Raw genomic sequence first — 19,409 nt, 5'->3', positions numbered from 1 at the left:
TGAAAGGACACCTACATGGACCCCACGATCTCAGGCGCGCTGGCTTCGCTGTTCGGCGCGGCCGTTGGCGGCGGCATCACGTTTTTCCTGAACCGGCAGCTTCACAAACACCAGCTGGCGCTGGCCCATGAACAACACAAGACCGAGTTCATGGCCGAGGACACGGCTCGCCATTTCCTGGGCCACAAGGGCTATACCGACCGTTCCTTTGAAACCCTGCAGATGCATTTGGGTGGGTTTGAGGAGGATGAGTTGCGGAAGATTCTTGTCCGGGCGGGGGCGATACGGGTTTATCGGGAGGATGGGTCGGAGTGGTGGAGATTGCTTAGTCGTATGGGGGAATTCATTGAGAAGAAAAATGCTTCTTGAGGCCGGGTCTTGTCCTGGCCTTTGCGTTCTCCTCTGAGGTTTGCTGGCCGGGGGTAGCCCGGCGGCTACTCACTTTTCTTTTGCTTCGCCAAAAGAAAAGTAAGCAAAAGAAAAGGCGACCCTGGTTGCTGCGTCCCTCCGCTGCGCTACGGGCAACCTGCGGTGCTCGGTTCAGGCGGGGTCTCGCTAAACTCGCTACGCTGCGCTTCGCTCAGACAACGCGATCCCTGATCCGCCTGAACCTGCGCTCCTCGGCGCATCCACAAGGGGTGGGGAAGGAATACCAAATTCAAATACTGAAAACCACAAGGACTCGCCTTGGCGAGTCCTTGTTTGTTTTGGTTTGTTCTTTGGTATTTGTCTTCTGTTCCCGTTCCCGATTGCCCCGTCCTGGCTGGGCCGAGGAGCGCAGACGTAGGCGGATCAGGGATCGCGCTTGTTTGAGCGAAGCGAGTTTGCGCGAGACCCCGCCGTAGTCGAGCACCGCAGGTTGCCCGAAGCGAAGCGTAGGGACCCAGACTGCGGGTCGCCTTTTCTTTGGTGACTTTCTTTTGGCGAAGCAAAAGAAAGTTACTTGCTGCCGGGCAACCCCCGGCCAGCAGCCCTCAGCAAAAAGCGCAAAGGCCGGGAGCAAGACCCGGCCCAAAAAACCTACCTCAGCACCGCCAACGCAAACGGCAAACTAACCACCCCCAACATCGTCGAAAGAGTAACCAACCCGGCAACATAAGCCCCGTTGTACCCCATCCGCGCCGCAAGCACATAAGCACTGGAGGCCGTCGGCAGGGCGGAGAAGGCCAGCAGTATGGTGGTCTGCACCGGCGACAGGCCAAAGGCCTTGGCCAGGCCGAGCGCCACGATGGGCAGCAGGAAGTGGCGTATCGACAGCACCGCCACGGTCAGCGTCCTGGATTGCGCCAGGTGGGCGAACTGCATGCCGGCGCCGGCCGACATCAGGCCCAGGGCCAGGGAGGCTGCGCCTATGCGGTTGACGGTGGGTTCCAGCCAGAAGGGGATGCTGAAACCCAGCAGGTTGGCGATGAGGCCGGTGGCCGTTGCCACGATGAGCGGGTTGCGCACCAGCTCGCCCAGGAAGCCGCGCTGGGCATGCTTGGCCATGGGCCATACCGCGGCGACGTTGAAGAGCGGTACGCAGACGCCGATCAGCACCGCGATCAGCTGCAGGCCCTGGGCGCCGGCCAGGCGCTCGGCCAGGGCCAGGGCGATGAAGGAGTTGAAGCGAAAGGCCACCTGTGCGCTGGCCGCGTGTTCGCGTGGGTCGATGTGGCGGCGCAGCCAGGGCAGGTAGGGCAGGCTGTAGGCCATGGCGATGCCGGCCACGCCCATCAGCAGGCCGGCGCCTATCAGGCTGGAGGCGGCGCCCAGGTCCAGCGGGCTCTTCACGATGGAGTGGAACAGCAGGACCGGAAACAAAAAGTAATAGACCAGGCTTTCCACCTTCTCCCAGACCGTGCGGTTGAGGGCGGTGTAGCGGCACACCAGGTAGCCGCAAACAATAAGGGAAAAGTCGGGGAAAAGAAGCTGGGCGTAGTTCACCCCGCCGAGAATAACCGCAATCCCTGCGGGTTTGCCCTTATGCGTAATCCACACTGGCGGGACCGGCTCCAGCGATTACCATCTCAGCTGTTTTTATCGGAAGGACCTGAACATGCAACGTCGTTATCTCTTTGCCTACTCCGTGGTGTCCGCGCTCGTGCTGGGCAGCGCCGCAGCCCCCGCGCTGGCGCAGGGCTACCCCAACAAAGTGGTCAAGCTCGTGGTGCCCTTCGCACCGGGCGGCACCACCGACATCGTCGCCCGCGTCATCTCTGAGCCGCTGGGCAAGGCGCTGGGCCAGAGCGTCATTGTCGAAAACCGGGCCGGCGGCGGCGGCGTGGTGGGGGCGCTGGAGACCTCGCGCGCGGCGCCCGACGGTTATGCGCTGGGGGTGGCCACGGTGTCGACCACGGCCGCCAACCCGGCCATCAACGCCAAGATCCCTTACAACACCTTGACGGACTTCACGCCCATCATCAATATCGCGGCCACACCCAACATCATCGCGGTGCACCCGAGCTTTCCGGCCCGCAACTACAAGGAGTTCGTGGCCGAGCTCAAGAAGAACCCCGGCAAGTATTCCTATTCGTCCTCGGGCACGGGCGGCATAGGCCACCTGCAAATGGAGCTTTTCAAGAGCATGTCGGGCACTTTTGTGACGCACATCCCCTACCGCGGCGCGGGCCCGGCCCTCAACGACACGGTGGCCGGCCAGGTCCCCATGATTTTTGACAACCTGCCTTCGGCGCTGCCCTTCATCCAGCAAAAGCGCCTGATCCCCATCGTGGTGGCCGCGCCGCAGCGCCTGGCCGTGCTGCCGGACGTGCCGACCTTCAAGGAAGTCGGCCTGGAGCCGGTGAACCGCATGGCCTACTACGGCATCATCGGTCCCAAGAACCTGCCCAAGGAAGTGGTCGACAAGGTCAGCGCCGGCGTGAAGAAATCGCTGGAAGACCCGGCCGTGCGCAAGCGCATCGAGGACACCGGCTCGCTGATCATCGCCAACACGCCCGAGCAGTTCACGGCCCAGATCAAGGCCGAGTTCGAGGTCTACAAAAAGGTGGTCGACACCGCCAAGCTCAAGCTTGACTGAAGCCGCCAGGGCCTAGCCTCCCATCAAGCCGCCGCGCGAGGAATTGCGCGGCGGCTTTTTTTGTTATGGTTGGCCCATGCAAGCACAAAGCCAGTCCAGCATCGACGCGTTCATCGACGCGCTGTGGCTGGAAGACGGCCTCTCCAAAAACACGCTGGCGGCCTACCGCCGGGACCTGTCGCTGTACGCCGAATGGCTGGGCGCGGCCAGGCAGGGCGGGCGCGTGCTGGACGCCACCGCCGAGACCGACCTCAACAGCTATTTTTCGGCCCGGCATGCCGCGACCAAGGCGACCTCGGCCAACCGGCGGCTCACGGTGTTCAAGCGCTATTTCCGCTGGGCGCTGCGCGAGCGCCTGATAGACGCGGACCCGACGCTCAAGCTGCAGTCGGCCAAACAGGCGCTGCGGGTTCCCAAGACCCTGACGGAAGCCCAGGTCGAGTCCCTGTTGGCCGCGCCCGACGAAGGCGCGCCGCTGGGGCTGCGCGACCGCGCCATGCTGGAGCTGCTCTATGCCAGCGGCCTGCGTGTCAGCGAGCTGGTGGGCCTCAAGACCTTTCACCTCAGCCTCAATGAAGGCGTGCTGCGCGTCATGGGCAAGGGCAGCAAGGAGCGCCTGGTGCCTTTCGGCCAGGTGGCGCGGGAATGGATCGTCAGCTACCTCGCCGAGGCGCGGCCGGCCATCCTGGGTGGTCAGCAGACCGACGACCTGTTCGTCACCGGCCATGGCAAGGGCATGAGCCGCGTGATGTTCTGGATGCTGGTCAAAAAGTACGCGCGGCTGGCCGGCATCCATTCGCCGCTGTCGCCGCATACCCTGCGCCATGCCTTCGCCACGCACCTGCTGAACCACGGCGCCGACCTGCGCGCGGTGCAGATGCTGCTGGGCCATGCCGACATCTCCACCACCACCATCTATACCCATGTGGCGCGCGAGCGGCTCAAGGCGCTGCATGCGCAGCACCACCCAAGAGGATGATGTAGCCCCCACGGTGAAGTAGAGCCCCCATGGTCGCGCACTTCGTGTCGCTCCCGAGGCCTTGCAGGCCGCGGCTCGCGAGACGCTTCGCCTCTGTCGCCCGTCCAAGCCTGCGCAGGCAGGCTTGGAGCCGCGGGCTCCAGCCCCTCGGGGGCCGCTGCGCCTGCAGCCCGGCAAAGCCGGTTCCGCGGCCCAGGCTTGGTTGAAGAGTTCAGCGGGCGTAACCCAGTGGAGGGGTATTTCACACCAGTGGGGGCCGAGGGTCCGGCTTTGCCGGCCCCAGGCGCCGCCCCCTTGAGGGGGGAACAGGCTACACGAAGTGAGCCTGGACAGGGGTGAGCTAATCCACCTGGACGGGGGTGTACATATAGTTTCGATTAAAGGGGTAGCTGGACTGCGCGCCGGCCACGGGGGTGTCGTGCACTTCACCGGAGGGCTTGGCGGCCAGCATCTGGTGCAGCGAGATCCAGCCTTGCTCGAAGCTCATGGCGCTGCCGGCCAGGTAGAGGCGGTAGGCGCGCAGGGTTTTTTCGGCGCGGTCGGCGCCGCCGTCGCGGGCCAATACTTCACGCGCCTCGTCCAGCCTGGCTTCCAGCGAATCCGACCAGTTCCACAGCGTGCGCGCATAGTGCGGCCGCAGGTTTTCGGTGTCCACCATCTCCAGCCCGGCGCGCGACATGTGCTCCAGCACGGCGCTGACGTGCATGAGCTCCCCGCCGGGGAAGATGTATTTTTCGATGAAATCACCCATGCCGGCGCCGAGCTGGCGGTTCTCCAGGCCCCCGGCGGTGATGCCGTGGTTCATCACCAGTCCGCCGGGGGCCAGCAGGCGCATGATTTTCTGGAAGTAGCCCGTCATCTTCGCGTGGCCCACATGCTCGAACATGCCGACGGAGGAAATCTTGTCGAAGGGTTGGTCTTCCGGCATGTCGCGGTAGTCGCGCAGCTCCATGCGCACGCGGCCGCCCAGGCCTTTTTCCTCGATCAGCCGCTGCACGTGCGCATGCTGGTTTTTCGACAGGGTGATGCCGGTGGCGTCGACGCCGTAGTGCTCGGCGGCCCACATCAGCAGTCCGCCCCAGCCGGCGCCGATGTCCAGGAAGCGCTCGCCCGGCTTGAGCATGAGCTTGCGGCAGATGTGGTCCAGCTTGGCTTCCTGCGCCTGGGCCAGCGTCATGGCCTCATCGCGGTAATAGGCGCAGGAATACACCCGCCTCGGGTCCAGCCACAGCGCATAGAACGCGTCCGAAACGTCATAGTGGAACTGGATCTGCGCCGCGTCACGGACATGGGTGTGGGCCGCCAGGGACTTGGCGCGGTGCAGCAGGCCGGACCACCAGCCGGTGTCGCTTTCCACCGGGTTGCCGGGCAGCAGCTTGGTCACCGCGCGCATCACGTCGCGCATGGCACCCTCGAGCTGCAGCTTGCCTTCGACGTAATCCTCGGCCAGCGCGCCTATCTGGCCGGCCTTGAGGCGGGCGATGCTGGACCAATGGGAAAAAGCCAGCTTGACGGGAGCGTTGGCCGACCCCAGGCGCTGGCCTTGCGGCAGCTGGAGGGCTACGTCCGCGGGCAAGCGCGGCATTTGCGAGGGGATGTCTGGAACCAGGTGCCGGATCATTGCGCAAACTCCTTTTCAAGAGGGTTTCGCAGTCTAGCGCCGTTCGAAAATCCCTGCCGGGATCGTATGTGTAGGACTTCGCCGCGTTTTGAGCCTAGGCAGGCCCCAGGAGCGCGAGTTCCTGTTCGTCAAATCCCGCCCGCCGCCTGGCATCCAGGTTCAGCGGCCCCTTGAGGCGGGGCGCCTCGTATTGCTGGGCGAGCAGCGCATAGGTGGCGACCGGCTCCAGCCCGCGCTGGGCGCACAGCGCGCGGTACCAGTGGTTGCCGATGGCGACATGGCCGATCTCGTCGCGCAGGATGATGTCCAGGATGTCCACGGCCCGCAGCGCTTCGGGCGTGCCGACTTTGCGCAGCTTGGCCTGCATGGGCGGGGTGGCGTCCAGGCCGCGGGCTTCCAGGGTGCGCGGCACCAGGGCCATGCGCGCCAGCAGGTCGCCCTCGGTCTTGTGGGTCATGTCCCAGAGGCCGGTGTGGGCCGGAAAGTCGCCGTAGTCGTAGCCCATGGACTGCAGGTGGGCGCGCAGCAGGCTGAAGTGCCGGGCCTCCTCGGCGGCGACCTTGAGCCAGTCCAGGTAGTAGGCGCGCGGCATGCCGGGAAAGCGCCAGACGGCGTCCAGGGCCAGGTTGATTGCGTTGAACTCGATATGGGTCACGGCATGGAGCAGGGCGGCCAGGCCTTCGCGCGTGAAGGGCGAGCGCTTGGGGACATCGAGGTGGGAGCGCAACTCGGGCCGTTCGGGGCAGCCGGGCAGGCCGGCCGGGGGCTGGAGCGCCCCTTCGGCCGCAACCGCCAGCGTGTCCGCCTGGGCCATGGCTTCCCCGGCCAAGCGGACTTTTTGCGCGGGATCGGTTTCCAGCAGCGCCCGCAGTGCCAGCTGGCGCAGTTCGGCGGGAGGCGGCTCTGGGGTCATGGGGGAATTGTCGGCGATACGCCTGGGGGCCTCCTTACAATCGGGGTATCCAGGCAGCCCCGGGCTGGCCCTGACTCCCGACCGTCTTCCCCCTGAATCAAAGCGCAAAACCATGGCCCTCTACCAACTGGACAAGCTGACCCCCACCGTTCACGAATCTGCCTGGGTGGCCGACAACGCCCAGGTCATGGGCAATGTGCATCTCGCGGAGGACAGCAGCGTCTGGTTTGGGGTGGTGATACGGGGTGACACCGAAACCATTTCCGTGGGCCGGGGCTCCAACATCCAGGACAACAGCGTGCTGCACGCCGACATGGGCCTGCCGCTGACGATAGGCGAGAACGTCACGGTCGGCCACCAGGTCATGCTGCACGGCTGCACCATAGGCGACGGCTCACTGATCGGCATCCAGGCGGTGGTGCTCAACGGCGCAAAAATCGGCAAGAACTGCCTGGTCGGCGCCGGCTCGCTGGTCACCGAGGGCAAGGAATTCCCGGACGGCTCCATGATCCTCGGAAGCCCGGCCAAGGCTGTCAGGCAGCTGTCCCCGGAGCAGATCGAGGGTTTAAAAATGAGCGCGAAGCACTATGTAGACAATGCCCGGCGTTACAAGACCGGGCTCAAGAAGGTGGGCTGAGGCCCGCTTTCTTTTTTATTGACCTGCCATCCTTACCCCTTTCCGCTATGTCCGAACTTCACAAATTTATTTTCGACGGCCTCCCGGTGCGCGGCATGCTGGTGCGCCTGACCGGCTCCTGGCAGGAAATCCTCAAACGCAGGCAGGCGGGCGGCGGCTATCCGGCCGAGGTCATGCAGCTGCTGGGAGAAATGACGGCGGCCGGTGCCCTGATGCAGAGCAACATCAAGTTCAACGGCGCGCTGATTTTGCAGATCTTCGGCGACGGCCCGGTCAAGCTGGCGGTGGCCGAGGTCCAGCCCGACCTGACCCTGCGCGCCACCGCCACGGTAACCGGCACGGTCGACCCGGGCAGCACGCTGAGCCAGCTGGTCAATGTGAGCAACCAGGGGCGCTGCGCGATCACGCTGGACCCCAAGGACAAACTGCCGGGGCAGCAGGCCTACCAGGGCGTGGTGCCGCTCTACGGCGACCAGCGCGAGAAGATTGAAAACCTCGCGGAAGTGCTGGAACACTACATGCTGCAGAGCGAGCAGCTGGACACCAAGCTGATCCTGGCGGCCGACGGCAAGGTTGCCGCGGGCCTGCTGATCCAGCGCTTGCCGGTCAAGGGCCAGGGCAACCTTGAAGGCCAGATAGACCGCGACGCCAATGAAGACCAGATCGGCGTGAATGAAGACTACAAGCGCATCGCCATGCTGGCCGGCACGCTCAAGCGCGAAGAGCTGTTGGGCCTGGACGCCGACACCATCCTGCGGCGCTTGTTCTGGGAAGAGCAGGTCACGCGCTTTGAGCCGGTGACGCCGAGCTTTGCCTGCAGCTGCTCGCGCGAGCGTGTGGGCGGCATGCTGCGCAGCCTGGGCACGGGCGAAATTGAAAGCATTATTTCCGAGCGCGGCAAGGTGGCGGTCGGCTGCGAGTTTTGCGGCGCGCAGTACGAGTTCGACCCGGTGGACGCGGCGCAGCTGTTCACCAGCCAGACCAACCAGCAGCCGCCGACCTCCACGGTCCAATAAGAATCAGGGCGCGGCGGAAACGGCGCGCTGCGCCAGCAGGTCGCTGAGCAGGCGGTGCTCGCAGACGGGGTCGCTGCATTTGTCGCAAACCCATACCCAGGCTTTGTTGCCCTCCCTGCGAACAGGCGCCGGCTTTTGCTGCGCGAGCCCAGGCAGCAGGCGTTCAACGGCGCCCAGCGCCTGCGCAAGACGCTGCGGGGCGCTTCCATACAGGACACAGTAGGCCATCCCGCCGGCTGCCAGGGCCGCGCGTATGGACTGGTCTGCCGCCTGCTGATGGGCTTGCGCGGCGGACTCCAGCCCGCACAGCAGTGTCAGGCCCGCAGTGTCGCCTGGCGAGGCAGACGGGTCCGCCACAGCCACCAGCGCATCCCGGCCCGCGTCCTTGAGGGCGCGGCCCAGGGCTGATGCCAGCTGGTGTTTTCCGGTGGAGGGGGCGCCGGTGATGGCGATTTTCAGCACGACGAATTAATCAATCAGCGAGCCGGACCCGCGGACTTGCCAGGCCTACTTGGTGACCTGCACGAAGATTTCATTGGGCTTGACCATGCCCAGCTCACTGCGGGCTTTTTCCTCGACCATCTCCAGGCCTTCCTTGAGGTCCCTGACTTCCGCCGTGAGTTGATCGTTGGCGGCCTGGGCCTGGACGTTTTTGGCGAGCTGCTCGGTCAGCCGGTGCTGCATCTCGCGCACGCTGGGAATGCTGCCCCGGCCTATCCAGAGTTGCGCATGGAAGATCACCAGCAGCGCAATCAGGACGGCGGGGACGAGTCGTTTTCCCACGTTTACGCCAGAGGATGATGTTTCGTCGCCGGCTCTCCACACCAGCAGGGGCCGCGGAACCGGCTTTGCCGGGCCGCAGGCGCAGCGGCCCCCGAGGGGCTGGAGCCTGCGGCTCCGAACCTGCTTGAGCAGGTTTGGACAGGCGACAGAAGCGAAGCCTCTGGCGAGCGGCGGCCTGCAAGGCCTCGCGAATTACACACAGCGACGAGCGTGGGGGCCATTACTTCAGGTTGTAGAAGGCCGCGCGGCCGGGGTAGGACGCAATGTCACCCAGGTCTTCTTCGATACGCAGCAGCTGGTTGTACTTGGCCATGCGGTCCGAGCGCGAGAGCGATCCGGTCTTGATCTGGCCGGCGTTGGTGCCCACGGCGATGTCGGCAATGGTGGAGTCTTCGGTCTCACCGGAGCGGTGCGAGATCACGGCGGTGTAGCCGGCGCGCTTGGCCATCTCGATGGCGGCGAAGGTTTCCGTCAGCGTGCCGATCTGGTTGATCTTGATCAGGATGGAGTTGGCGATCTGCTTGTCGATGCCTTCCTTGAGGATCTTGGTGTTGGTGACGAACAGGTCGTCGCCGACCAGCTGCACCTTTTTACCGAGCCGTTCGGTCAGGATCTTCCAGCCGTCCCAGTCGCCTTCGGCCATGCCGTCCTCGATGCTGATGATGGGGTATTTGTCGACCCAGGTCGCCAGGATGTTGGTCCATTCGGTGGCGTCCAGGCTCAGGCCTTCGGCGCCCAGGACGTATTTGCCGTCCTTGTAGAACTCGGAGGCTGCGCAATCGAGGCCCAGGGCGATCTGTTCGCCGGCCACATAACCGGCTGCGTCGATGGCTTCCAGGATCATCTGGATGGCGGATTCGTGGTTGGCCACGTTGGGGGCAAAGCCGCCCTCGTCGCCGACGGCCACGCTCATGCCCTTGTCGTGCAGGATTTTCTTGAGCGCATGGAAGACCTCCGCGCCGTAACGCACGGCTTCGCGAAAACTCGGTGCGCCCACGGGGATGATCATCAGTTCCTGCAGGTCCAGGTTGTTGTTGGCGTGCGCGCCGCCGTTGACCACGTTCATCATGGGCACGGGCATCTGCATGGCGCCGCTGCCGCCGAAGTAGCGGTACAGGGGCAGGCCGGCTTCCTCGGCTGCGGCGCGGGCCACGGCCATGCTGACGGCCAGCGTGGCGTTGGCGCCCAGGCGCGACTTGTTGTCGGTGCCGTCCAGGTCGATCAGGGTGCGGTCCAGGAAGGCCTGCTCGCTGGCGTCCAGGCCCAGCACGGCTTCGGAGATTTCGGTGTTGATGTGTTCGACGGCCTTGAGCACGCCCTTGCCGAGGTAGCGCGACTTGTCGCCGTCGCGCAGTTCAATCGCTTCGCGCGAACCGGTGGAGGCGCCCGAAGGTACCGCCGCGCGGCCCATGACGCCGGACTCCAGCAGCACGTCGCATTCGACGGTAGGGTTGCCACGGCTGTCGAGAATTTCGCGGCCGACGATATCAACAATTGCGCTCATTGGGGCTCTTTCAAATCAAAAAAACAAAGAATAAAAACCAGACCTGTTACACGCCTTCGACCAGCACCATGCGCATCACGGCAATGCCCTGGCGCGACCGGCGCGCCGCGTCGTATTCGGCGGACTCGTTGAAGGCGCGTGCCTGCTCCACGCTGGGGAACTTCAGCACCACGATGCGGCTGGGAGTCCAGTCGCCTTCCAGCACCTCGATCTTGCCGCCGCGCACGCACACCTCGGCGCCGTGCGCCTGCATGGCGATGCTAGACAGTTTTTTGTACTGTTCGTATTGTTCGGGGTTCGTAACTGTGACGTTGGCGATGATGTAGGCGCTGGGCATGGGGATTCCGAAACGGGTTGGGGACGCTGGTTATCTTGATCCGGTCGAGTGGCGCAGTGGAGCCGGCGGGGCAGGGCGCGGAGTCCCGCGCCCTTGATGGGCTTGCCCGTTTTCAGGCGGCGAAGTCGTTTTCAAGGAATCCGTTGCGTTTGGTGATTCTGTCCAGCGCCAGCAGCGTTTCCAGAAGCGCCTTCATGTGCTTGAGCGGCACGGCGTTGGGGCCGTCGCACAAGGCCTTGGCCGGGTCCGGGTGGGTTTCCATGAACAGGCCGGCGACGCCGACGGCGACTGCGGCACGCGCCAGCACCGGCACCATCTCGCGCACGCCACCGCTGCTGGTGCCCTGGCCGCCGGGCAGCTGCACCGAGTGGGTGGCGTCAAACACGACCGGCGCGTGGGTCTCGCGCATGATGGCCAGGCTGCGCATGTCGCTGACCAGGTTGTTGTAGCCAAAGCTGGCGCCGCGTTCGCAGGCCATGAAGTTGTCTTCCGGCAGGCCGGCCGCCTTGGCGGCCGCGCGCGCCTTGACGATGACGTTCTTCATGTCGCCCGGGGCCATGAACTGGCCCTTCTTGATGTTGACCGGCAGGCCGGCCAGCGCGACGGCGTGGATGAAGTCGGTCTGGCGGCACAGCAGGGCCGGTGTTTGCAGCACATCGACGACCTTGGCGACCTGGGCGATCTGGTCTTCGGAGTGGATGTCGGTCAGCACCGGCACGCCGATTTCCTTTTTGACCTTGGCCAGGATCTCCAGCCCTTTCTCCGTGCCCAGTCCGCGGAAGGCCGTCTCGCTGGTGCGATTGGCCTTGTCGAAGCTGCTTTTGAAGATGAAGGGAATGCCCAGCGAGGACGTGATTTCCTTGAGCGTGCCGGCGGTGTCCATCTGCAATTGCTCGGACTCCACCACGCAGGGGCCGGCGATCAGGAAAAAGGGTTGGTCCAGGCCGACGTCGAATCCGCAGAGTTTCATGGTCAGGCTACCGCTTTCAGGGGTTTGGCGGCGGGCTTGCCGTCCTGGCCCGCGGTGGCGCGGTGCTGGAGCACTGCGGCGATGTAGGCATTGAACAGCGGGTGGCCGTCCCAGGGCGTGGACTTGAACTCGGGGTGGAACTGCACGCCGACAAACCAGGGGTGGACGTCCTGCGGCAGCTCGACGATCTCGGTGAGCTGCTCGCGCTGCGTCAGCGCGGAGATGACCAGGCCCGAGGCGCGCAGGGCGTCGAGGTAGTTGACGTTGGCTTCATAGCGGTGGCGGTGGCGTTCGGTCACCACGTCGCCGTAGATCTTGTGCGCCAGCGTGCCGGTGGCGACGTCGGAGCTTTGCGCGCCCAGGCGCATGGTGCCGCCCAGGTCGGACTTGGCGTCGCGCGTCTTGATGGTGCCGTCGGCGTCTTTCCATTCGGTGATCAGCGCGATGACCGGGTGCGGGGTGGCGGGGTCGAACTCGGTGCTGTTGGCGTCCTTCAGGCCCGCGACGTGGCGCGCGAACTCGATGGTGGCGACCTGCATGCCCAGGCAGATGCCGAGGTAGGGCATCTTGTTCTCGCGCGCGAAGCGGGCCGCGCAGATCTTGCCTTCGACACCGCGCACGCCGAAGCCGCCGGGCACCAGGATGCCGTCAAACCGCGCCAGGCGCGAGACGTTGTCCGGCGTGATGGTTTCGGAATCGACGTACTCGATGACCACCTTGGCATGGTTTTTCATGCCGGCGTGGCGCAGGGCCTCGTTGAGCGATTTGTAGCTGTCGGAGAGGTCGACGTACTTGCCGACCATGGCGATGTGGACTTCGGTTTGCGGGTGCTCGGTCTCGTAGACCAGGTCGTCCCAGCGCCGGAGGTTGGCCGGCGGCGTGTTCAGGCGCAGCTTGTCGCAGATCAGGCCGTCCAGGCCCTGCTCGTGCAGCATGCGCGGGACCTTGTAAATCGTGTCGACGTCCCACATGGAGATCACGCCCCATTCGGGGACGTTGGAGAACAAGGAAATTTTCTCGCGCTCTTCGTTGGGGATGCGGCGGTCGGCGCGGCACAGCAGCACGTCGGCCTGGATGCCGATCTCACGCAACTGCTTGGCGGTGTGCTGGGTCGGCTTGGTCTTGAGTTCGCCGGCGGCGGCGATCCAGGGGACGTAGCTCAGGTGCACGAAAGCGGTGTTGTTGGCGCCCAGGCGCAGGCTCATCTGGCGCACGGCTTCCAGGAAGGGCAGGGACTCGATGTCACCCACGGTGCCGCCGATTTCGACAATGGCGACGTCGACCGCGTCGGGGGTTTCATAACCCGCGCCGCGTTTGACGAACTCCTGGATTTCGTTGGTGACGTGCGGGATGACCTGCACGGTCTTGCCGAGGTAGTCGCCGCGGCGCTCTTTTTCGAGCACGCTTTTGTAGATCTGGCCGGTGGTGAAGTTGTTGGCCTTGCGCATGCGCGTTTCGATGAAACGCTCATAGTGGCCGAGGTCCAGGTCGGTTTCGGCACCGTCGTCGGTCACGAAAACCTCGCCGTGCTGGAAGGGCGACATCGTGCCCGGATCCACGTTGAGGTAGGGATCGAGCTTGATTAAAGTGACTTTGAGGCCTCGCGATTCCAGGATCGCAGCTAAGGAGGCTGAGGCGATTCCCTTGCCCAGGGAAGACACCACACCGCCGGTGACGAAGACAAATTTGGTCATGTCAGGTACGAACCGCAAGTTCGTAGAGGTGGTAAACGGAGATTATACGGGTTGCCCGCCGGGATACCGGCCGCAAGGCCATTGAATTTCGAGGCAAAGCCATTCCAGGCTTGCATGGCGGCTCTCAGGCCGCGCATGGCCGGCCGTTAAGCGTGTGGGGGCTTGTCTAGCTGATACATTGCGGAACATGACGAATCAAGTGAATCCCCTGGGAAGCGGCCCGGACGGTGGTGAAGCCCTGGACCTGGCCGGCAAACACATCGTGCTGGGCCTGTCGGGCGGGATCGCCTGTTACAAGGCGGCCGAGCTGTGCCGGGCCCTGATCAAGGCGGGCGCGACGGTGCAGGTGGTCATGACCGAGGCGGCCGAACAGTTCATCACGGCCGTCACCCTGCAGGCCCTGAGCGGCCGGCCGGTCTATACCAGCCAGTGGGACAGCCGCGAAGACAACAACATGGCGCACATCAACCTGTCGCGCGAGTCCGACGCCATCCTGGTCGCGCCCATGAGCGCCGACTTCATGGCCAAACTGCTGCACGGCCGCGCCGACGACCTGCTGAGCCTGATGTGCCTGGCCCGCCCCATCGACAAGGTGCCGCTGCTGGTGGCGCCGGCCATGAACCGCGAGATGTATGCGCACCCGGCCACGCAGCGCAATTTTGTGCAGCTGGACGCGGACGGCGCCACGGTGCTGGGCGTGGGCAGCGGTTTCCAGGCTTGCGGCGAGACCGGCGACGGGCGCATGCTGGAGCCCGAGCAGATCCTCGAAGACCTGGTCGCCTTTTTCGCGCCCAAGGTGCTGGCCGGCCAGCGCGTGCTGGTTACCGCCGGCCCGACGTATGAAGCCATAGACCCGGTGCGCGGCATCACCAACCTGTCCAGCGGCAAGATGGGCTTTGCCATCGCCCGCGCGGCGCGCGAGGCGGGCGCCGAGGTGACGCTGGTTGCCGGCCCGGTGACCCAGCCCACGCCGCGCGGCGTGAGCCGCATCGACGTGCGGTCCGCGCAGCAGATGCTGGAGGCGGTGTCTGCGCGCGCCCAGGCCGCCAGCGTGTTTGTCGCCACGGCGGCGGTGGCCGACTGGCGGCCCGCCGCGCCTTCGGCCCAGAAAATAAAGAAAGACGGCTCCGGGCAGGCGCCGCAGCTGGCGTTCACCGAGAACCCCGACATCCTGGCCACCGTCGCCCAGTCGGCCGCGGCCCAGGCCGGCCGGCTTTTCTGCGTGGGTTTCGCGGCGGAAAGCCAGGACCTCGCGGAAAATGCCGAGGCCAAGCGCCTGCGCAAAAAAGTGCCGCTGCTGGTCGGCAACATCGGCCCCGACACCTTCGGCCAGGACCATAACGCGCTGCTGCTGGTGGATGCGCAGGGCAGCACGGCGCTGCCCCGGGCCTCCAAGCTCTCGCTGGCGCGGCAACTGGTCAGGGAGATCGCGGCCCGGATGGCGGCTGCTCCTTCCCAAGCAAAGGCGGCCGCACCATGAACCTTCCCTCGAACACGCCGCCGGACGGCGATTTCGCCAGCTATGTGGAACGCCTGACGCATGCGAATGCGTCGGCCGGCCCCCGTGAAGACCTGCTCAAGCCCGAGGAAAAGGCTTCGCTTCGCGCCCCCTCTGCGGCAAGCGCCGTTACGCCTCCCGTCAAGCCCGCCTCTGCGGTTGCCACCGGCGCGGCCTTTTTGACCCACGTCAAATGGGTGGTCGTCCTGTGGATCGCCACCCAGGCGCTGTCGGCGGTGCTGCCCGGCGCCGGTTTCCTGTTTCTGCCCGCGTTGCTGGCCTATGGGGCGTGGGCGATTTTCCAGGCCAACCGCCAGTCATCCGGCGCGCTGGTCCAGCGCCTGCGCGAACTGGCGCGGCAAGCCGCCGAAGAGGCCCAGAAACATCAACCACCGAAGAAAAAATAGTTCATGCACATCGACGTCAAGATTCTCGACCCGCGCCTCCAGGACAACCTTCCCGCCTACGCCACGCCCGGCAGCGCCGGCCTGGACCTGCGCGCCTGCCTGGATGCGCCTCTCACTCTGGCCGCCAACGCCTGGCAACTGGTGCCCACCGGCATCGCCATCTACCTGCACAACCCGGGTTATGCCGCGCTGATCCTGCCGCGCTCCGGCCTGGGCCACAAACACGGCATCGTGCTGGGCAACCTGGTGGGCCTGATCGACAGCGACTACCAGGGGCAATTGATGGTCAGCGCCTGGAACCGCAGTGACGTGCCTTTCACCATCGAACCCATGGAGCGCATCGCGCAGCTGATGATCGTGCCCGTGGTGCAGGCGCAGTTCAATGTGGTGTCCGAATTCCCCGCCAGCGAGCGCGGGGAGGGCGGCTATGGCTCCACCGGCAAGGCCTGAGCCCCCGGCGCGCTCCGCGCGACCGCGCGGGAAGGGTGGTGGGGGTTTTCCTACAACCCCTGCAACAAGCCTCCCACGCTGCCACAGGCCCAATCCCCACCCGGGATGGCCTGGGTCCCGTCCTTAATGGGTCATGAGAGTCCCCGTGCATGTGCATGTTGATGCCGGAATCTCATGAACCATCAAAAGGAGAGACTCATGCGAAACACATCCCGCTTTATTTCGTCCGCTTCCGTGGTGCTGGCACTGGCCGCCCTGGCAGCCTGCGCGCCCATGAACCCGCCGCCGGTGTCCGATGCGAATTACCCGCCGGCCTATCCGAACACCGCCAGCTACCCCAACCAGACCTACCCGGCCGGAACCTATCCCACCAACCAGCAGAACCGTTATATCGAGTACGGACGGGTCAGCAACGTCGAAGTGTTTCGTACCCCGGAGCAAGCCAGGAGTTCCGGCATAGGCGCCATCCTCGGCGGTGTGGCCGGCGCAGTGGTGGGCCACCAGATCGGCGGCGGCACCGGCAAGGACGTGGCGACGGTCGCCGGTGCTGTGGGTGGCGCCGTGGCCGGCAATGCGATCGAAAGAAACCGCAACACCACGGTGCGTGAAACCTACCGCGTCTCCGTGCAGCTCGACAACGGTACCGGCCGCGCCTATGACGTGCCGTCGACCGGCGACCTGCGTGTCGGCGACCGTGTGAGGATTGAGAACGGCCTGCTGTACCGGATGTAAGTAAGCAGTCGCAGGGAATGCGTAAAGGGCGGCTTCGTGCCGCCCTTGCGCTTTTGCCTTAGTGCAGGGTACCGCTGCCGGGTGTGAGCGGCTCCAGCTTGAAAAAGCCGGTCCCCAGGGAGCCCTGGCCGATCTCATCTTCGCTGGCTTCGCGCACCGATTCGACCTTGAGGCCCAGGCGGATGGCGATGCCCGCCAGCGGATGGTTGCCATCCAGCACCACGTGGTCGGGATAGATTTCGGTGACTGTGTAAATATGCTGATGCGGCGCGGTGCCGCTGACGCCTTGCGGAAGGGCGGCGCCGTCGAAGGTCATGCCTTCTTCGAGCTCGGCGGGGAAAACCTTGCGGGGCTCCAGGAACACCAGGCTTTCGTCATAGTCGCCGAAGGCGTTTTCGGGCTCCAGGTGCAACTCCAGTTTGTCGCCGGCTTCATGGCCTTGCAGGGCTTCCTCGACCTTGGCGAGGAGGTCATCGCCGCCCAGCAGGAACTCGATGGGCTCATCCAGTTCGTCCAGTACATCGCCCAGGGTGTCTTTCAGCGTCCATGTCAGGGCTACGACGCATTGCGGGGTGATTTTCATCCGACAATTGTCCCATGGATGTAAACCAATCTCTAGCGCTCCTTGCCGGCCTGAGCCCGGCGCAATTCATGCGCCGGCACTGGCAAAAAAAGCCGCTCCTCGTGCGCCAGGCCCTGCCCGGATTCCAGCCGCTGCTGAGCCGCGCGGCCTTGTTCAAGCTGGCCGCGAGCGAACAGGTGGAATCGCGGCTGATCGTCCAGCAGGCCAAGGGCTGGCGCATGAAGCAGGGGCCTTTGGCGCCGCGCAGCCTGCCGCCGCTGAGCCAGAAAGCCTGGACCCTGCTGGTGCAGGGCGTGGACCTGCATGACGCCGGGGCGCACGAATTGCTGCAGCAGTTCAGGTTTGTGCCCGATGCGCGGCTTGATGACCTGATGGTCTCCTTCGCCACGCCGGGCGGCGGCGTGGGCCCGCACTTTGACAGCTACGACGTCTTTTTGCTGCAGGCCAGCGGGCGGCGGCGCTGGAAGATAGGACGGCAAAAAGACCTGAGCCTGCAGGAGGGCGTGCCGCTGAAAATCCTGCAGAACTTCGAGCCCGAGCAGGAGTTCGTGTTGGAAGCCGGCGACATGCTCTACCTGCCCCCGCGCTATGCGCATGACGGCATCGCCGAAGCGGCGGCCTCTGGCGAAGGCAAAACGGCCGACTGCATGACCTATTCGATAGGCTTCAGGTCGCCGGGACGCGGCGAACTGGCGGCGGAACTGCTGCAGCGCCTGGCGGAATTCAACGAGGATGGCGACGGCGCGGAGGCCCCGGCAGGCCGCGCATCCAAGGCACCCGACATGTACCGCGATCCCGGCCAGGAAGCCACGGCCACGCCGGCGGCCTTGCCCGCGGACCTGGCCGCCTTCGCGAGCCAGGCCGTGCAGGACGCGCTGAAAGATCCTCTGGCGCTGGCCTGTGTCCTGGGCGAGTACATGACCGAGCCCAAGCCTTCCGTGTGGTTTGACGAAGCCGCGGATGAATGGGATGCCGACGCCGCCAAGGCCGGTCGCGCGGCGGTCAGGCTGGATGCGCGCACCCGGATGATGTACGACGCCGACCACGTGTTCATCAACGGAGAGAGCTACCGCGCCAAAGGTGCCGACGCCAAGCTGATGCGGCGCCTGGCCGACGGTCGCGGCCTGGCGCCGCATGAGCTGCGCAAAGCCGGCGCCTCCGCGCTGGCGCTGCTGGGCGACTGGCATGATGCCGGCTGGCTGCGGCAGGAGCCGCCCGCGAAGTCTTGATTCGATCCCCTCAGCTGTTTGCCATCAAGGAGATGCTCCATGGACACTGAAACCTCCTCCACCCCGCCGCAAGCCCTGCCGGAAGGCCGTTTCACCGGGCGCACGGATTTCACGGAGATGATTCGCCAGGCTTTTACCGCGGCGGCGCAGCAGGGCTGGCGTGAAATCATCGTCTGCGACCCGGATTTCGAAGACTGGCCCCTGGGCGAGCGCGCGGTGGCGCAGGCCTTGAACGACTGGTCCAAAACCGGCCGTACCTTCACGATGCTGGCCGGGAATTACGACGAAGTGCTTCGCCGGCATGCGCGCTTCGTCACCTGGCGGCGGACCTGGGCGCACATCGTGGAATGCCGCGCCATCCCCTCCGCCCCGGCCGACGACATGCCCAGCGCCTTGCTGGGCCCGGGCTGGGTCTTTGAGCGCCTGGACCTGCAGCGCTGCACGGGCATGGCCGGGTCCGAACCGGCCCGCCGGGTGGCGTTGAGGGAGCGCATCCACGAGCGCCTGCTGAAAAGCTCACCGGCTTTTCCGGCCACAACCCTGGGGCTGTAGGCGCAATAACCCGCAGGCCGCAGGCGCCATACGGCCATAGTTCGCTGACTAAGGGTTTTCGGACTTGTAATATCCAGCATATAATTTAAAGCTGGGTAGAAAGAGCTCGAGTCCTTTCCCCGGTCAAAAATTACTTGAATTCCGGTTTGGGTTTTCTTTTGGCAATTTCCGGAAATTGTTTTCTTAAATATCACCAAGGATCGTAAAAATGAACAAGTCACTCGTTTTGGCAGCTATCGTCGCCGCTGTTGCACTGGCTGCTTGCGGCAAGAAAGAAGAAGCCGCAGCTCCTGCTCCAGCCGCTTCTGCTCCTGCACCTGCTGCTGAAGCTTCCGCACCAGCCGCTGCCGCATCGGCACCTGCTGCTGATGCATCCGCACCAGCCGCCGCCGCATCCGCAGCTCCTTCCGCTGACGCTGCTGCCGCCGCCGCTACCACCGCTGCTGCCAGCGCCGCCAAGAAGTAATTCTTCAGCGAGTGTAAAA

The 19,409-nt window shown here is 64.9% G+C and carries 22 protein-coding genes; 12 read left to right on the top strand and 10 right to left on the bottom strand.

All coding sequences use genetic code 11. The annotated features are described in order from the left end of the window. Nucleotides 1-15 precede the first annotated feature (15 nt). Nucleotides 16-369 carry a hypothetical protein gene (locus ACSQ27_RS09665; protein WP_436155230.1) on the top strand — a complete coding sequence of 118 codons (354 nt, stop codon included), beginning with the start codon at nucleotides 16-18 and terminating at the stop codon, nucleotides 367-369. A 651-nt stretch (nucleotides 370-1,020) separates the two neighbouring features. Here the strand turns inward: ACSQ27_RS09665 and ACSQ27_RS09660 are convergent. Then, complete coding sequence (locus ACSQ27_RS09660; RefSeq protein WP_436155229.1) at nucleotides 1,021-1,926, bottom strand: AEC family transporter; 906 nt, start codon at nucleotides 1,924-1,926, stop codon at nucleotides 1,021-1,023. Nucleotides 1,927-2,038: 112 nt separating this feature from the next. On the opposite strand from ACSQ27_RS09660, the gene ACSQ27_RS09655 reads away from it, so the two are divergent. Then, nucleotides 2,039-3,019 carry a tripartite tricarboxylate transporter substrate binding protein BugE gene (locus ACSQ27_RS09655; protein WP_436155228.1) on the top strand — a complete coding sequence of 327 codons (981 nt, stop codon included), beginning with the start codon at nucleotides 2,039-2,041 and terminating at the stop codon, nucleotides 3,017-3,019. A gap of 76 nt (nucleotides 3,020-3,095) precedes the next feature. After that, entirely contained in the window at nucleotides 3,096-3,998 is a 903-nt protein-coding gene (gene xerD, locus ACSQ27_RS09650; RefSeq protein WP_436155227.1) for a site-specific tyrosine recombinase XerD, read from the top strand. A 340-nt stretch (nucleotides 3,999-4,338) separates the two neighbouring features. Here the strand turns inward: xerD and ACSQ27_RS09645 are convergent, their stop codons facing one another. Together ACSQ27_RS09645 and ACSQ27_RS09640 are read right to left on the bottom strand one after the other, a co-directional pair. After that, nucleotides 4,339-5,619: a class I SAM-dependent methyltransferase gene (locus tag ACSQ27_RS09645; RefSeq protein ID WP_436155226.1), complete on the bottom strand. Its 1,281-nt coding sequence runs from the start codon at nucleotides 5,617-5,619 to the stop codon at nucleotides 4,339-4,341. A 94-nt stretch (nucleotides 5,620-5,713) separates the two neighbouring features. After that, nucleotides 5,714-6,532 (bottom strand): ferritin-like domain-containing protein, encoded by an 819-nt coding sequence (locus ACSQ27_RS09640; RefSeq protein WP_436155225.1) that lies wholly within the window; start codon nucleotides 6,530-6,532, stop codon nucleotides 5,714-5,716. Between the two features lie 112 nt (nucleotides 6,533-6,644). Here ACSQ27_RS09640 and ACSQ27_RS09635 point away from each other — a divergent pair, with 112 nt between their 5' ends. Beyond that, complete coding sequence (locus ACSQ27_RS09635) at nucleotides 6,645-7,169, top strand: gamma carbonic anhydrase family protein (RefSeq protein WP_436155224.1); 525 nt, start codon at nucleotides 6,645-6,647, stop codon at nucleotides 7,167-7,169. 47 nt (nucleotides 7,170-7,216) lie between these two features. Then, nucleotides 7,217-8,185 carry an Hsp33 family molecular chaperone HslO gene (locus ACSQ27_RS09630; RefSeq protein ID WP_436155223.1) on the top strand — a complete coding sequence of 323 codons (969 nt, stop codon included), beginning with the start codon at nucleotides 7,217-7,219 and terminating at the stop codon, nucleotides 8,183-8,185. Between the two features lie 3 nt (nucleotides 8,186-8,188). Here the strand turns inward: ACSQ27_RS09630 and ACSQ27_RS09625 are convergent, their stop codons facing one another. The 6 genes from ACSQ27_RS09625 to ACSQ27_RS09600 form a co-directional block, all read right to left on the bottom strand. Continuing rightward, nucleotides 8,189-8,647, bottom strand: a complete 459-nt coding sequence (locus tag ACSQ27_RS09625; RefSeq protein WP_436155222.1) for a hypothetical protein — start codon at nucleotides 8,645-8,647, stop codon at nucleotides 8,189-8,191. Nucleotides 8,648-8,692: 45 nt separating this feature from the next. Beyond that, complete coding sequence (locus ACSQ27_RS09620) at nucleotides 8,693-8,968, bottom strand: septum formation initiator family protein (protein WP_436155221.1); 276 nt, start codon at nucleotides 8,966-8,968, stop codon at nucleotides 8,693-8,695. 220 nt (nucleotides 8,969-9,188) lie between these two features. Continuing rightward, nucleotides 9,189-10,472, bottom strand: coding sequence for a phosphopyruvate hydratase (gene eno, locus ACSQ27_RS09615; RefSeq protein ID WP_436155220.1), 1,284 nt, complete (start codon nucleotides 10,470-10,472; stop codon nucleotides 9,189-9,191). A gap of 46 nt (nucleotides 10,473-10,518) precedes the next feature. After that, nucleotides 10,519-10,809 (bottom strand): DUF1330 domain-containing protein, encoded by a 291-nt coding sequence (locus tag ACSQ27_RS09610; RefSeq protein ID WP_436155219.1) that lies wholly within the window; start codon nucleotides 10,807-10,809, stop codon nucleotides 10,519-10,521. 112 nt (nucleotides 10,810-10,921) lie between these two features. Beyond that, on the bottom strand, nucleotides 10,922-11,779 hold the full coding sequence (gene kdsA / locus ACSQ27_RS09605) for a 3-deoxy-8-phosphooctulonate synthase (RefSeq protein ID WP_436155218.1): 858 nt from the start codon (nucleotides 11,777-11,779) through the stop codon (nucleotides 10,922-10,924). Between the two features lie 2 nt (nucleotides 11,780-11,781). Further along, nucleotides 11,782-13,473 carry a CTP synthase gene (locus ACSQ27_RS09600; protein WP_436155217.1) on the bottom strand — a complete coding sequence of 564 codons (1,692 nt, stop codon included), beginning with the start codon at nucleotides 13,471-13,473 and terminating at the stop codon, nucleotides 11,782-11,784. A 187-nt stretch (nucleotides 13,474-13,660) separates the two neighbouring features. On the opposite strand from ACSQ27_RS09600, the gene coaBC reads away from it, so the two are divergent. The 4 genes from coaBC to ACSQ27_RS09580 all read left to right on the top strand — a co-directional run bounded on the left by coaBC (nucleotide 13,661) and on the right by ACSQ27_RS09580 (nucleotide 16,560). Continuing rightward, the gene (coaBC, locus tag ACSQ27_RS09595; protein ID WP_436155216.1) at nucleotides 13,661-14,953 is read left to right on the top strand and encodes a bifunctional phosphopantothenoylcysteine decarboxylase/phosphopantothenate--cysteine ligase CoaBC; all 1,293 of its coding nucleotides are present in this window, start codon (nucleotides 13,661-13,663) and stop codon (nucleotides 14,951-14,953) included. Then, complete coding sequence (locus tag ACSQ27_RS09590) at nucleotides 14,950-15,378, top strand: hypothetical protein (RefSeq protein ID WP_436155215.1); 429 nt, start codon at nucleotides 14,950-14,952, stop codon at nucleotides 15,376-15,378. Before coaBC ends, ACSQ27_RS09590 begins: the two co-directional genes overlap by 4 nt. A 3-nt stretch (nucleotides 15,379-15,381) precedes the next feature. Next, complete coding sequence (gene dut, locus ACSQ27_RS09585; RefSeq protein ID WP_436155214.1) at nucleotides 15,382-15,828, top strand: dUTP diphosphatase; 447 nt, start codon at nucleotides 15,382-15,384, stop codon at nucleotides 15,826-15,828. Between the two features lie 198 nt (nucleotides 15,829-16,026). Continuing rightward, a complete protein-coding gene (locus ACSQ27_RS09580) occupies nucleotides 16,027-16,560 on the top strand; it encodes a glycine zipper 2TM domain-containing protein (protein ID WP_436155213.1) in 534 nt (177 codons plus the stop codon). Between the two features lie 58 nt (nucleotides 16,561-16,618). On the opposite strand, the gene ACSQ27_RS09575 is transcribed toward ACSQ27_RS09580, so the two are convergent. Next, nucleotides 16,619-17,143 (bottom strand): FKBP-type peptidyl-prolyl cis-trans isomerase, encoded by a 525-nt coding sequence (locus ACSQ27_RS09575; protein ID WP_436155212.1) that lies wholly within the window; start codon nucleotides 17,141-17,143, stop codon nucleotides 16,619-16,621. A 14-nt stretch (nucleotides 17,144-17,157) separates the two neighbouring features. Between ACSQ27_RS09575 and ACSQ27_RS09570 the strand changes: the two genes are divergently transcribed. The 3 genes from ACSQ27_RS09570 (at nucleotide 17,158) to ACSQ27_RS09560 (ending at nucleotide 19,390) form a co-directional block, all read left to right on the top strand. Then, nucleotides 17,158-18,372, top strand: coding sequence for a cupin domain-containing protein (locus tag ACSQ27_RS09570; RefSeq protein WP_436155211.1), 1,215 nt, complete (start codon nucleotides 17,158-17,160; stop codon nucleotides 18,370-18,372). 39 nt (nucleotides 18,373-18,411) lie between these two features. Beyond that, on the top strand, nucleotides 18,412-18,924 hold the full coding sequence (locus ACSQ27_RS09565; protein WP_436155210.1) for a hypothetical protein: 513 nt from the start codon (nucleotides 18,412-18,414) through the stop codon (nucleotides 18,922-18,924). Between the two features lie 208 nt (nucleotides 18,925-19,132). Beyond that, nucleotides 19,133-19,390 carry a hypothetical protein gene (locus ACSQ27_RS09560; RefSeq protein WP_436155209.1) on the top strand — a complete coding sequence of 86 codons (258 nt, stop codon included), beginning with the start codon at nucleotides 19,133-19,135 and terminating at the stop codon, nucleotides 19,388-19,390. Nucleotides 19,391-19,409: the final 19 nt, after the last annotated feature.

The organism is Polaromonas sp. LjRoot131 (assembly GCF_964252805.1).
Taxonomy (GTDB): domain Bacteria; phylum Pseudomonadota; class Gammaproteobacteria; order Burkholderiales; family Burkholderiaceae_C; genus Polaromonas.
This window is presented reverse-complemented; position numbering and strand designations above follow the sequence as displayed.